Source organism: Pseudomonas sp. MYb60 (genome assembly GCF_002979555.1).
Taxonomy (GTDB): Bacteria; Pseudomonadota; Gammaproteobacteria; order Pseudomonadales; family Pseudomonadaceae; genus Aquipseudomonas.
The window spans coordinates 342,251-355,928 of the sequence record NZ_PCOZ01000007.1 but is presented as its reverse complement, the minus strand read 5'-3'; the positions used below and the strand labels follow the sequence as shown (position 1 = coordinate 355,928).

Genomic DNA, 13,678 nt, shown 5'->3' with positions numbered 1-13,678 from the left:
TCTAGGGGCACCCGTCGCACTTTGTGTAGCGAAGATCAGCGCACCGCTTCGAACAATCCGGTGGCGCCCATGCCACCGCCCACGCACATGGTGACGATGCCGTAACGCAGGTTGCGCCGTTGCAGCTCACGTACCAAATGGCCCACTTGCCGCGAGCCGGTCATGCCGAAGGGGTGGCCGATGGAAATCGAACCGCCGTTGACGTTGTACTTCGCGTTATCGATTTCCAGGCGATTGCGCGCATACAGGCACTGGGACGCGAAGGCTTCGTTGAGTTCCCACAGGTCGATATCCGCCACCTGCAAGCCCTTGGCCTTGAGCAGCTTGGGCACCGAGAACACCGGGCCGATGCCCATTTCGTCCGGCTCGCAGCCCGCGACCGTAAAGCCACGGAAAAACGCCTTGGGCTTGAGCCCCAGCGCCAGGGCTTTCTCAAGGCTCATCACCAGGGTCATCGAGGCGCCGTCCGACAGCTGCGAGGAGTTGCCTGCCGTCACCGAGCCGTCTTCGGCAAACACCGGTTTCAAGCCTTGCAGGCTGGCCAACGTGGTGTCCGGGCGATTGCAGTCGTCACGATCGACAACGCCGTCGAGCACCTGCACGTCGCCGCTGTGCTTGTCTTCCACTTTGTACTTGACCGCCATTGGCACGATTTCATCGCTGAACAAACCGTCGGCCTGGGCCTGGGCCGTGCGCTGTTGGCTTTGCAGGGCGTAGCGGTCCTGTTCGTCGCGGCTGACGTTGTAGCGCCGGGCGACGATTTCGGCGGTCTGGCCCATGGGAAAATAGATGCCCGGCACCTGCTCTTTCAGCAGCGGGTTGATCAGGTTGTCGGTGTTGACGCTTTTCATGGTCAGGCTGATGGACTCGACGCCACCGGCGACAATGATGTCACTGCACCCCGAGGCGATCTGGTTGGCGGCAATCGCAATCGCCTGCAAGCCCGAGGAGCAGAAGCGATTGAGGGTCATCCCCGCCGTGCCGGTGCCCAGTTGCGACAGCACCGCCACGTTGCGCCCGATGTTATAGCCCTGTGCGCCCTCGTTGGAGCCGGCGCCGACGATGCAATCCTCCACTGTCGCCGGGTCGATGCCGTTGCGGGTGAGCAGCGCGTTGACGCAATGGGCCGCCATGTCATCCGGACGGGTCTGGTTGAACTTGCCGCGAAAGGATTTGGCCAGGCCGGTTCGCACGCTGTCGACGATCACTACTTCACGCATGGGCTACCTCGATCTTGTCATGGTTGGGAGTTGATCGAGCATAGATCCTGCTGATTCCAATCGCGACGATCATTCACCCCGCATATAGGCCTACTTCTTCTTGCCTTTCTTGTCGTGCTTGTCGGACTCCTCGAACGCGTCTTCCAGCGCGCGGTTGATGGTGCGCAGCACCTTGACCCGTGCCCAGCGCTTGTCATTGGCTTCCACCAGGGTCCAAGGTGCAATTTCGGTGCTGGTGCGGTCGACCATATCGCCGACGGCGGCGCGGTAGTCGTCCCACTTGTCACGGTTGCGCCAGTCGTCCTCGGTGATCTTGAAACGCTTGAAAGGGATTTCTTCACGCGCCTGGAAGCGTTCCAGCTGGGTCTGTTTATCGATGGCCAGCCAGAACTTGACCACGATCACCCCGGCGTTGCGCAGTTGCTCCTCGAAGTCATTGATCTCGCCATACGCGCGCATCCAGTCCGCCGCCGTGCAGAAGCCCTCGATGCGTTCCACCAGCACGCGGCCGTACCACGAGCGGTCGAACACGGTGAACATGCCGCGCGCCGGGATTTTCTGCCAGAACCGCCACAGGTAAGGCTGGGCACGCTCGTCCTCACTCGGCGCGGCAACCGGTACGATGTGGTACTGACGCGGGTCGAGCGCCGCTGCCACGCGGCGGATCGCGCCGCCCTTGCCTGCCGCATCGTTGCCTTCGAACACCGTGACCAAGGCATGCCTGCGCATGCGTTTGTCGCGCATCAGCCCGGAGAAACGTGCCTGCTCGGTGATCAGTTGTTCTTCGTAATCGTCCTTGTCCAGGCGCTGGTTCAAGTCGAGGCTGTCCAGCAGGCTCTTCTTGTCCACCGAGGCGATCAACGGCGCCGGGTTCATGCCGCTGGCCTTGCCCTTGGGCAGTTTCAGGGCGTTTTGCATGCCTTCGAGCAACAGTTTGCCGACGGTGAGCCCACGGTAGTTGCTGTCCACGCCTTCGATCACATGCCAAGGCGCATAGTCGCGGCTGGTGCGGCGCAACACGCGCTCGCCAAAATGCACGAACTTGTCGTAGGTCTCGGACTGCTGCCAGTCCAGCGGGCTGATGCGCCAGCTGTGCAGCGGGTCGTCGGCCAGCGCCTTGAGCCGCGCTTTCATCTGTTTCTTGGACAGGTGGAACCAGAACTTGAAGATCAGCGCACCTTCATCACACAGCATTTTTTCCAGGCGTTCGGCGCCGGCGATGGCCTGGTCCAGGCGTGCGTCCTTGATCTGCCCGTGCACCCGCGCCTGGAGCATCTGGCTGTACCAGTTGCCGAAGAAAATCCCCATGCGCCCCTTGGCCGGCAACTGGCGCCAGTAACGCCAGGCCGGAGGGCGGGCCAGTTCTTCATCGGTCTGCTGGTCGAAGGTGCGCACTTCGATCAGGCGCGGGTCCATCCATTCATTCAGCAGCTTGACGGTCTCGCCCTTGCCGGCGCCTTCAATGCCGTTGATCAGGATGATCACCGGGAAGCGCTTCTGCTGTTGCAGCTCGTACTGCACCTCCAGCAGGGCTTCGCGCAGCGCGGGCACTTCGGCGTCGTAGGTGTCTTTGTCGATGGCGTGACCGATTTCGGCGGATTCGAACATGGGCAGCTCCGTTTCAAGATGGCTCAAGACTAGCGGATTGGGCAGCACTGCGCGGGAGGAAATTCCATCGTTGCTTGCCGTGGGTCAATCCAATGCCGGTTGATCGGCTAGAATGGCCGCCTTGCCTTTACCGAGCCGCCCATGAACCCCATCACCCACGCCCAGCTCGACTGGGATGACCAAGGCCGTCCGCACTCGCGGGTGTTCGACGATGTGTACTTTTCCGACCAGTCAGGCCTTGAAGAAACCCGCTATGTGTTCCTGGAACAGAACCGTCTGCAGGAACGTTTCGCGGCGCTGAGCGCGGGTGGGCGCCTGGTGATTGGCGAGACCGGTTTCGGCACCGGCCTGAACTTCCTGTGCGCCTGGCAGTTGTTCGAACAACACGCCGTGGCCGGTGCGCGGTTGCATTTCGTCAGCGTCGAAAAATACCCGTTGAGCCACGCAGACCTGCAGCGCGCCCTTGCCCTCTGGCCCGAACTGCAGCCCTTGGCCGAACAACTGCTGGCGCAATACATCGCCATCCACCAGGGTTTCCAACGCCTGATACTCGACAACGGGCGCGTGACCTTGACGCTGCTGATCGGCGATGTGTTGGAGCAACTGCCGCAGTTGGACGCGCAGGTCGACGCCTGGTTCCTCGACGGCTTCGCGCCGGCGAAAAACCCCGAGATGTGGACGGCCGAATTGTTCAGTGAGCTGGCACGGTTGGCGGCGCCGGGCTCGACCATCAGTACGTTCACCAGCACCGGCTGGGTGCGACGACTGATCAACGCCGCCGGGTTCAAGATGAAGCGCACGCCGGGCATCGGCCATAAGTGGGAGATCCTGCGCGGGGAGTTTCTCGGATGGCCTGAGGACGTGCCTGCGCCGGAGCGCACCAAACCCTGGTTCGCCCGACCTGAACGTTTTCAAGGCGAGCGCCACGCCCTGGTGATCGGCGGCGGCCTGGCCGGCTGTGCTACCGCAGCCAGCCTCGCGACACGGGGTTGGCAGGTCAGCCTGCTGGAACGCCATACGGCCCTGGCCCAGGAAGCGTCCGGCAACCCTCAGGGCGTGCTTTATTTGAAGCTATCGGCCCATGGCACCGCGCTGTCACAGATGATCGTCGCGGGCTTCGGCTACACGCGCCGGGCATTGGAACACCTGCACCGTGGCGTCGACTGGGACGGCTGCGGCGTACTGCAGCTCGCCTTCGACGCCAAGGAAGCCCAGCGCCAGGCGCAACTTGCCCAGGCCTTTGCGCCGAACTTGTTGCACCTGCTCGACCGCGCTCAAGCGCAGGCCAAAGCCGGCATCGCCGTGGAACACGGCGGGCTGTTTTTCCCTGAAGGCGGCTGGGTGCACCCGCCCGCGCTGTGCCAATGGCAAGCGAGCCAGCCAGGCATAACGGTGCAAACGCACCACGAAGTGCTCGAGCTGCGCAACGTCGACGGACAGTGGCAAGCCTGGGACGGCGAACGCCTGCTGGCCAGCGCTTGCGTCGTCGTCCTGGCCGGCGCCGCCGAGGTCCAGCGCTTTGCCGACCTGCCCCTCAAGCGTATCCGTGGGCAGATCACCCGCCTGCCGCAAACCGACCAGAGTCAGGCATTGACCACCGTGGTGTGCGCCGAGGGTTACGTCGCACCACCGCGATTGGGCGAACACACCCTGGGCGCCAGCTTTGATTTCAATAACGACGACCTCACGCCCACGGCGGCCGACCATGCCGGCAACCTGGCGATGCTCCACGAGATTTCCGCCGACCTGGCCGAACGCTTGCACGCCGACCGCCTCGACCCGGCCACCCTGCAGGGTCGCGCCGCCTTCCGTTGCACCAGCCCTGACTACCTGCCGATTGTCGGCCCCCTGGCCGACCGCGCCGCATTCGTCCAGGCCTATGAAGTGCTACGCAAGGATGCGCGCAGCGTGCCCGACACGCCCTGCCCCTGGTTGGCAGGCCTGTATGTCAACAGCGGTCACGGCTCCCGCGGCCTGATTACGGCCCCCTTGTCTGCCGAGTTGCTGGCCGCCTGGCTGGAGGGCGAACCACTGCCAGTGCCTCTCAGTGTGGCGCAGGCCTGCCACCCCAATCGATTTGCGGTGCGCGGGTTGATCCGCAGCAATGCCGCCAAGGCCTAAGGCGCTTGGCACAGGCCCAGGTCGCGGTGTTTTATCGCGTCCTGGGTCAGACGCTCCAACTCGGCGGTTTCGACCAAATCTCGTTCGTCATTGATGCTGCTCATTTGTTCGCGGTAGCTCGCATCGCGCATTTTCAAGCGCTGGTCGAACAGCTTCTGGGAACGTTCGTTGAACGGTTCATACAGACTGTCGAAGCTTGCCTGGTTCGTTCGCTTCAGGTAATCCACCCAGAATCGCAATCCCACCAAGTACTTCAGCAGCTTGGGTGACATCTCGGCAACCTTGACCTGATTTTCCGCCTCCCTCAGTGCCTGCACCGTCACACCGCTGAGGGAGGCGAAGCGCATATGCTTGGGCTGGCCGGGCAAGTCAAATCGCTCCGCCAGCCCGGTCCGAAATGCCAGCTCGACCTCCAGTGGATCAGCCGAAGGGTGTTCGACGCTATGATTGGCGGCCAGCTCCCTGAGTTGGTCGAGCCGGAAAAGGCGCCGCGCCAGGTTCAACAGCGGGGTAGCGGACACTTGCCCGATTTGGGTCAGACGCGTCGCGTTACGAACTTCAATCAACACCTCAAGCTCGCTGAAACTCACTGCCGCCGCATCATCGCAATTCAACCCCAACGCTGCCAGCTCAAACACGTCCTCACGCAGTTCGCTATCGGCGCCGACCTCTTCAAGAACCCGCCACACCCGTCGGTCCATGTCCTCACGCACATGGATCGTGTCGGCGGCCCCTCCCAACTGGGCCAGCAAGTTGAATAAGCCTTCGCAACCCGGTTCGTCTCGCAAGCCCGACCACGTCAGGTCTTTTTCATCGAACCGGGCCACTCGATCATCCGCCAGCCAAAGCTCCCGCGCCCGCTGTTCGGTCATACGAGTCAAGTCATCCTCCAGGTATCCCATGCCGATACCGTGCGCCTTGCGATAGTCGCTCAACAGTTGCTCGCTGTCCGCATTCAAGGGGTTATGGCGCAAATTGACGATCTGGGTATAGGTTCTCGGCATCTGGAACAACCACTCGGGCAATACGCTGATGTTGTTCTCACGCAGGTCGAGGCCTTCCAGATACGGCAGGCGCGAAACCCCCTTGGGAAATTCCTTGAGGCGGCAGTTTCGGACTATCAGATCCTGCAGCATGAACATGTGGCTGACATCGGGCGCTTCCACCAGCGGGTTGTTGCTCAAGTTCAGCACCTGCAGACTGCGCAGCCCAGCCAGCGTGGTCCTGGAGTATTCGTTGAGCTGCAGCGCGTTATCGGCCAGGCACAAGTATTCCAGCCGTGGCATCTGGGACAGTACATGAGGAAGCCGCGTGACTTGGTTGCCGGCCAGGTTGAGGTGTTTGATGCCCTTGAAGTGCTTGAGAAAGTAAGCGACCGAATCGTCGAGCGTCATTTGCCCCAGGGACAGCGATTGCACCTGTTCGAAGTTCAACTGGGGTGGCAATGTCGGCAGTGGTGCATGCAACATGCCGTCAAGTGACAGTCCCGGTACGCTTCTGCGCTTGTGATCAGTCAAGTACGTCATGCACTTCCAGCCCTGCTCGATGGCTTTGGCCACTTGTTGCCGGGTCAGCCGGTAATCCCAGAGCGGCGCTTCTTCTGGCCTGAAGGCCGAGCGGTCACTGCGCCAGGTTTTCAACGCGCGGTGCAACTTGACGAATTGCTGCTCCAGCCTTTCGACAGCCTTGGCGCGAGTCAATTGATCACTGCCCGACCGCTCGATCAGCTCCGTCAGATGGGTGTCATCCTGCAGCGGATAGAGCTTTCTCATCTTGCGCATCAATGCAGGTGCCATTGGCAGCTGGGTGGGCGGCGCGGCCTGGATGCAAGCGACAGGCTCGGCCTCGATACCCTTCGCATCGGATTGCATGAAGGCCCTGACGCGCCGCCGCTGCCCCTGGCTGTTCAACCGTATCCGGTTGAGCAATCGTTGCGGCGCGGCGTCTCCCATCAACTCCAGGGCGGCCCGGCTCTCCAATGGCAAAACCTGCACCACGGCCTGATAAAAACCATGCGGCCCACCGCTAGGCTCGGCCAGCGCCTGGTTCGCATCATCGAAAGGCTGGAAACCTTCAGCGGTCTGCACCACGGTACGCTGCACGGTCGCGGCAGAACTTCCCACGCGGGCGAGTACCTCGCCGCTCACGGATTGTTGACGAAGCTGCAGGGCCAGGTCCCGCGGCCACTGCGGCAATTGTTGCGCCACGCCCAACGCAATGCGCCGGGTCGCGGGCAAGGCCTGTTCGGGCAGATACAGGCCGGTCAACGCTACATCCTCTTCCATCCGAGCCAGTGCCCCACGTGCTTGCTCGGCAAGCGCCAGCGGCACTCGGCCGGTCTTCAGCAGACGCTCACGCTGCGCATGGGTGGCTGCGCCCAACAGTTGCGCGGCCACTCGATTGGACAACTGCGGGTGCGCGTTCTTGAGCGCCTGCAACTCGCCGAGGGGCGTACCTTCCTGGTCCAGGAACAGCTTCTGCGTGAGTGCCTGCTGATGGGCCTTGAGGGTGGGTAACAACCGTTGCTGCAGCACCGGCGAGGCGTTGTCCAGCGCCACCGTTTCACCCAGCAAGGCGGTGCGCTCATCCTCGGTGAGCGCCTGCAAAATGGTCTGCATGAGCTGCCCGTTCTTGAGTTGTTGCTGGGTCACGTGGACGCTCAGGTCTTCGTAGTCGAAGGGGCTGACATCCGGGTAGCTTTCCAGCAGGTATTCCTCCGCATCCAACAACTCGATGAACCGCCCTTTGGGCCAGCCGGGCATCAGTGGGATCGCCAGCATCTGTATGCGCGCCGTGTCGGCAGCGGGCACCTCCCCGCGCCCCAGTTGGCCGATCAAACGCTCGACCTTGTAATGCTGCTCGATGCGCACCCGGCAATCGTGGAAACGCTGCGGCAGCGCCTGATGCCCCAGCGCCAACCGTCGCGCCCGAGGCACATTCATGTCGGTGATGGCAGCAATCGAGGTGGCATCTCCCGTGCTCAAGGCTTCAAGTTCGGGATCGATCCGGATCAGGTTGTAGTAAAGGTCCTGCCACTGCTCAGGCCGCTCGAACGCATGCTGCCACCCCCCATGATGGTTGTGGGTGATCGGCGGGCGATAGGCGCTGGGACGCGTTGGGTGATTGATACGCCATTGGCCAATCGCGGGGTCGAACTCAACCGAGTACACCGAGCCATCGAGCCTGATCCACGACTTGCCCTTGGCCTGATGGATGCCTCGGACATTGGGCGTCCACGGTTCAGGGGTCACGGCGTGGCTATAGGGTGTCAGGCGTGGACGCCACAGCCGTGGTTGCTGGTCAGTGCGGGTGATGGCTTCGACGTTGCCAAAAAAATCGGCAGACATGACCCGCTTTTTGAGCGCCCCCACAATGCGCCCTCCCGCCGCGAAGGCGATCATTGCAGCAATGCTTTCACCGATATTGGCCAAGTGCCGCAGGGCGTTGGCATCATCGTGATGAGCCCAGTCCTCAATCCCCTCGAAGACTTCCCCCAGCAGTTGACCGATAGCCACGCCCATCATCAGTTGGCCCAATACGGGTACCACGAACGAGGCCACATTCAACAGGTCCAGCCCGGCCTCCAGGTAGGCCAGCCAGCGTGCCTCGTCGGCATCCTCGTCAACCTGCGCCGTCGGCACGGCCAACGCGAGGGCATCGCGCTGGATCTTGCCGGTGAACGCGTTGAAATAAAACGATGAAAAATTGGTTGCGACCACCGTGGGTTCCAACTTCCCCAGTTGCCGGGTTTGGTCGAAACGCTGGAAGAAGCCCAACCGCTCGTGCTCATCAAGGTAGGCTTCAAAGGTTTTACGGTAGGTTTCAACCTGTAGCTTCAAGGTCAGGTACACCTCGAAGTCCTCCAGCGTTTCGTATTCGAACCAGGGTCTGAACGGTTCATTGGGCATGTACACCAGCAGCGACCCACCGTCGAGTTGACCCGGGTCCGCATCGCAAATCACCAACACGCCCCAGAGGCAGGCGCCGTCTATGTTCACACCCTGCCAGATCCACGGCTTTTCCAGCGCAAGCAGGAACGTCAATTGTTCGGCCGGGCGGTCGGCCTTGATCAGCTTGAGCAGACGCTCGCCGGCGGCGGCACTCACGTCCTGCCTGGCGCACGCCATGTGTAGGTCGATCTGCATGTCGAGGAGCTTCGATTGACCGATACTCACGGCTGCCGGGTTGTAGCCCGAGTTGGCTTCAAGCCGCTCATGGGGCGCAGGCAGGTTGAACACGTCACGAATATGACGCTGGTAGGCCTCCCCCAGGTCCAGCTCGCGGCAATACCCGACAAAGTGTTCCACGGAGAGGCCCGCAACCGCGCGGCGGGTCGCCGCGCTACGGACCAAGGCCTGTGGGGAAACACCACCGCTGCCGGCCTTGGCGGCATCGAAATTCTGCATGGCGGCCGTCACCAGGCTGAGCTTTTTCCACGTGATGGTTTCGATTAACGCCCCCGTCACGGGGGGCATCAAGCCGCTGAACTTGATCGTGGGCAGTTCCAATTGATCACGCTCGACATCCACCGCCCGGATGCCCTTGCTCAACAGAAAGGCGTGCAGGCGCTCCACACAGAACTGATGCAACGGCTGCAGTTTTTCGAACAGTTTCCTGACTTGAATACGCGGCAGCTCGCTGTCGCGATGGGCTTGCTCAAGGGCTGTAAGCGTGGCCGGCTGAGCCAGGGCCAACCAGGCAGGCAGGGTGTTGCGCAGTACCCGTGCCTTATCCAGATCGCCGGTCGCCTCCAGCAGGACGGTCAGCAGTTCCTCTTCGGTCACCTGATCGGCAACTGCACTTAAATCACGTTTTTCCATCATGGGTTCAGCGTCCTTTGTGTGCTGCAATTTGATGGACCACCGTAAGCGTGCAGGGGCTAAAAACGCATTCGAATACCCACCTTGTTGGCGCCCTTTTTTACCGAATATCCCCATGTATCCCGACGCTATGTAACACCCCCCGCCTGCAGGCCACACGACGCCTGAAGCGCTGCGACACGAATCAAGGCCATGTGCCTTATAACGTATTGTTCTAAAACTCCCACATAGGCCCCGTGTCAGTTTCTGGGTACGCGCCCTTTGGGCGTATTGAGTGTCTATCCCTCCCCAACGGAAAAACCGGTAAGGAATATATGTGCGGATTAGCTGGAGAATTACGTTTCGATGCCCAACCTGCCGACCTGGCTGCGATTGAGCGCATCACCCATCACCTGGCCCCTCGCGGCCCCGATGCTTGGGGCTTTCACGCCCAGGGCCCGATCGCCCTTGGCCACCGACGCCTGAAAATCATGGACCTGTCGGACGGCTCGGCCCAACCGATGGTCGATTCGCATTTGGGGCTGTCGCTGGCGTTCAACGGCGCGATCTATAACTTCCCGGAATTGAGAGAAGAGCTGGAAGCCTTGGGCTACGCCTTCTATTCCGGTGGCGACACCGAAGTGCTGCTCAAGGGCTATCACGCCTGGGGCGAGGCGCTTCTGCCCAAGCTCAACGGCATGTTTGCGTTTGCCGTCTGGGAACGTGACGCCCAGCGCCTGTTCATCGCCCGCGACCGTCTTGGCGTGAAGCCGCTCTACCTGTCGCGCACCGGCCAGCGCCTGCGCTTTGCCTCGGCATTGCCGGCGCTGCTCAAGGGCGGCGACATCAACCCGATCCTCGACCCGGTTGCCCTCAACCACTACCTGAATTTCCATGCCGTAGTGCCGGCGCCGCGCACCTTGCTGGCGGGCATCGAAAAACTGCCGCCGGCGAGTTGGATGCGCATCGACGCCAGCGGCAACACCGAGCAGAAGGTGTGGTGGACCCTGCCCTATGGCCCGCGTGACGATGAGAAAAACCTGACCCTGGAAGACTGGACCGATCGCGTCCTCGACAGCACCCGCGAAGCCGTGGCGATTCGCCAACGCGCCGCCGTGGACGTTGGCGTGCTGCTTTCCGGTGGCGTGGATTCAAGCATGCTCGTCGGCCTGTTGCGGGAAGTCGGCGTGCAGGACCTGTCCACCTTTTCCATCGGCTTCGAAGACGCCGGCGGCGAGGCGGGCAACGAGTTCCAGTATTCGGATCTGATCGCCAAGCATTACGGCACCCGTCACCATCAATTGCGCATCGCCGAAAGTGAGATTATCGAGCAATTGCCCGCGGCGTTCCGCGCCATGAGCGAGCCGATGGTCAGCCACGACTGCATCGCCTTCTACCTGCTGTCGCGGGAAGTGGCCAAGCATTGCAAGGTGGTCCAGAGCGGCCAGGGCGCCGATGAACTGTTTGCCGGCTACCACTGGTACCCGCAGGTAGACGGTGCGAGCGACCCGTATGCCGCCTACCGCCAGGCCTTCTTCGACCGCAGCTACGACGATTACGCTGCCACCGTCGCGCCGAAATGGCTGACCGCCAACGACGCCGCCGGCGACTTCGTGCGCGAGCATTTCGCCATGCCCGGCGCCGATGCTGCCGTGGACAAGGCGCTGCGCCTGGACAGCACGGTGATGCTGGTGGACGACCCGGTCAAACGCGTCGACAACATGACCATGGCCTGGGGCCTGGAAGCGCGCACACCGTTCCTTGACTACCGCTTGGTAGAGCTATCGGCCCGCGTGCCGGGCCAGTTCAAATTGCCTGACGGCGGCAAGCAGGTCTTGAAAGAAGCGGCGCGCCGAGTGATTCCAAGTGAAGTCATCGACCGCAAGAAAGGTTACTTCCCGGTGCCCGGCCTCAAGCATTTGCAAGGCGATACCCTGAACTGGGTGCGCGACCTGCTGCTGGACCCAAGCCAGGACCGCGGCCTGTTCAACCCCACGATGCTTGACCGACTGCTCACCGACCCGCAAGGCCAACTGACGCCGCTGCGCGGCTCCAAGTTGTGGCAACTGGCGGCGCTGAACCTATGGCTCAGCGAACAAGGAATCTGACCGATGAAACCCCATGCAGCGGCTTATAGCCAACGTCTGCTCAAGGGCCAGGCGCCGACATACGAGCGCCTGCAAGCCCGACTGGCCGAGGATGGCAGCCCGCAGAGCCCCGGCCCGATTGCCGTGCATTGCGGGTGGGGCCGGTTGTTGATCGGCCATACGTTTCCCGATCCATCGAGCCTGGCGCTGGAACTGCTCAACGAACAGCCGGGCGAGCGGGACATCGCCCTGTATGTCGCCGCGCCCCAACAAATCCTCGGGATTGACCCGCAGCAACTGTTCCTCGATCCGTCCGACACCCTGCGCCTGTGGTTCACCGACTACCGCCCTGCCACCCGTGTATTTCGCGGCTTTCGGATCCGCCGCGTGCAGAGCGAGGCGGATTGGCTGGCGGTAAACCAGCTGTATCAAGGGCGCGGCATGCTGCCCGTGGATGCCGAACGCCTCACACCGCGCCATCAAGGCGGCCCGGTGTATTGGCTGGCGGAAGATGAGGACAGCGGCGCCGTGATCGGCAGCGTGATGGGCCTCAATCACCAGAAAGCCTTTCACGACCCGGAGAACGGTTGCAGTCTCTGGTGCCTGGCGGTGGACCCGCAATGCACCCGCCCCGGCGTGGGTGAAGTGCTGGTGCGCCACTTGGTGGAACATTTCATGAGCCGCGGCCTGAGCTACCTGGACCTGTCGGTGCTGCATGACAACCGCCAGGCCAAGAACCTCTACGCCAAGCTCGGCTTCCGTGCGCTGACCACTTTTGCGATCAAGCACAAGAACGGTATCAACCAGCCGCTGTTTCTGGGCCCGGGGCCACAAGCAGGGTTCAACCCGTACGCGCGGATCATCGTCGAAGAGGCCCATCGTCGCGGCATCGACGTGCAGGTGGATGACGCCGATGCGGGTTTGTTCACCTTGAGTCACGGTGGACGGCGGGTGCGTTGCCGTGAATCGCTGAGTGACTTGACCAGCGCCATCAGCATGACGTTGTGCCAGGACAAAAGCCTGACCCACAAGGTGCTCAAGGGCGCCGGCTTGAAGTTACCGTCGCAGCAGTTGGCGGGCAGCGCCGACGACAATCTGGAGTTCCTCGACGAGCACCAGCGCGTGGTGGTCAAGCCGCTGGATGGCGAGCAAGGCCAGGGCGTGGCGGTGGACCTGCAGACCATCGAAGAGGTGCAACAGGCGATTGAAGCGGCACGCCAGTTCGACAGCCGTGTGCTGCTGGAGAGCTTTCACGAAGGCCTGGACCTGCGCATTCTCGTGATCGGATTCGAGGTGGTTGCCGCAGCGATTCGTCGCCCGGCAGAGGTGACCGGTGATGGTCATCACGCCATTGGGGCGTTGATCGAGACCCAGAGTCGTCGCCGTCAGGCGGCCACCGATGGCGAAAGCAAAATCCCCATCGATGCGGAAACCGAGCGCACCCTGCACGCCGCAGGGTACGACTACAGCAGCATCCTGCCGCGTGGCGAAACCCTCGCCGTGCGTCGCACCGCCAACCTGCACACCGGTGGCTGCCTGGAAGACGTCACGGCCATCCTGCACCCGACGCTGGTGGACGCCGCTGTGCGTGCAGCCCGCGCCCTGGACATCCCCATGGTCGGCCTGGACCTGATGGTGCCCGCTGCCGATCAACCCGAGTATGTCTTTATCGAAGCCAACGAACGGGCCGGACTGGCCAATCATGAGCCGCAGCCGACGGCTGAGCGGTTTGTGGATTTGTTGTTTCCCCATAGTTAGTGACTGCTTGAGAACTGGGGTCCCCTCACCGCTGCCATCGGGGGCAAGCCCCCTCCCACATTTTGAGTGGTGAATACCTTCAACT

Annotated in this window: 6 protein-coding genes; 3 read left to right on the top strand and 3 right to left on the bottom strand. The window is 62.2% G+C overall.

Translation table 11 applies throughout. The features are described from left to right. Window positions 1-35: 35 nt before the first annotated feature. Together CQ041_RS14990 and pap are read right to left on the bottom strand one after the other, a co-directional pair. Complete coding sequence (locus tag CQ041_RS14990) at window positions 36-1,220, bottom strand: thiolase family protein (protein WP_105523222.1); 1,185 nt, start codon at window positions 1,218-1,220, stop codon at window positions 36-38. A 90-nt stretch (window positions 1,221-1,310) separates the two neighbouring features. After that, a complete protein-coding gene (gene pap / locus CQ041_RS14985) occupies window positions 1,311-2,828 on the bottom strand; it encodes a polyphosphate:AMP phosphotransferase (protein WP_105523221.1) in 1,518 nt (505 codons plus the stop codon). A gap of 141 nt (window positions 2,829-2,969) precedes the next feature. Between pap and mnmC the strand changes: the two genes are divergently transcribed. Further along, on the top strand, window positions 2,970-4,949 hold the full coding sequence (gene mnmC / locus CQ041_RS14980; RefSeq protein WP_105523220.1) for a bifunctional tRNA (5-methylaminomethyl-2-thiouridine)(34)-methyltransferase MnmD/FAD-dependent 5-carboxymethylaminomethyl-2-thiouridine(34) oxidoreductase MnmC: 1,980 nt from the start codon (window positions 2,970-2,972) through the stop codon (window positions 4,947-4,949). On the opposite strand, the gene CQ041_RS14975 is transcribed toward mnmC, so the two are convergent. After that, a complete protein-coding gene (locus CQ041_RS14975; RefSeq protein WP_256586795.1) occupies window positions 4,946-9,772 on the bottom strand; it encodes an NEL-type E3 ubiquitin ligase domain-containing protein in 4,827 nt (1,608 codons plus the stop codon). The genes mnmC and CQ041_RS14975 overlap by 4 nt on opposite strands. 311 nt (window positions 9,773-10,083) lie before the next feature. Between CQ041_RS14975 and CQ041_RS14970 the strand changes: the two genes are divergently transcribed. Both CQ041_RS14970 and ngg read left to right on the top strand, forming a co-directional pair. Then, window positions 10,084-11,856: an N-acetylglutaminylglutamine amidotransferase gene (locus CQ041_RS14970; RefSeq protein ID WP_105523219.1), complete on the top strand. Its 1,773-nt coding sequence runs from the start codon at window positions 10,084-10,086 to the stop codon at window positions 11,854-11,856. Between the two features lie 3 nt (window positions 11,857-11,859). After that, entirely contained in the window at window positions 11,860-13,593 is a 1,734-nt protein-coding gene (gene ngg, locus CQ041_RS14965; protein WP_105523218.1) for an N-acetylglutaminylglutamine synthetase, read from the top strand. Window positions 13,594-13,678 lie beyond the last annotated feature (85 nt).

Coding starts and splice junctions, on each gene's coding strand:
- CQ041_RS14970 (WP_105523219.1), top strand. CDS start 10,084: ATGTGCGGATTAGCTGGAGAATTACGTTTCGATGCCCAACCTGCCGAC.
- CQ041_RS14975 (WP_256586795.1), bottom strand. CDS start 9,772: ATGATGGAAAAACGTGATTTAAGTGCAGTTGCCGATCAGGTGACCGAA.
- CQ041_RS14990 (WP_105523222.1), bottom strand. CDS start 1,220: ATGCGTGAAGTAGTGATCGTCGACAGCGTGCGAACCGGCCTGGCCAAA.
- ngg (WP_105523218.1), top strand. CDS start 11,860: ATGAAACCCCATGCAGCGGCTTATAGCCAACGTCTGCTCAAGGGCCAG.
- mnmC (WP_105523220.1), top strand. CDS start 2,970: ATGAACCCCATCACCCACGCCCAGCTCGACTGGGATGACCAAGGCCGT.
- pap (WP_105523221.1), bottom strand. CDS start 2,828: ATGTTCGAATCCGCCGAAATCGGTCACGCCATCGACAAAGACACCTAC.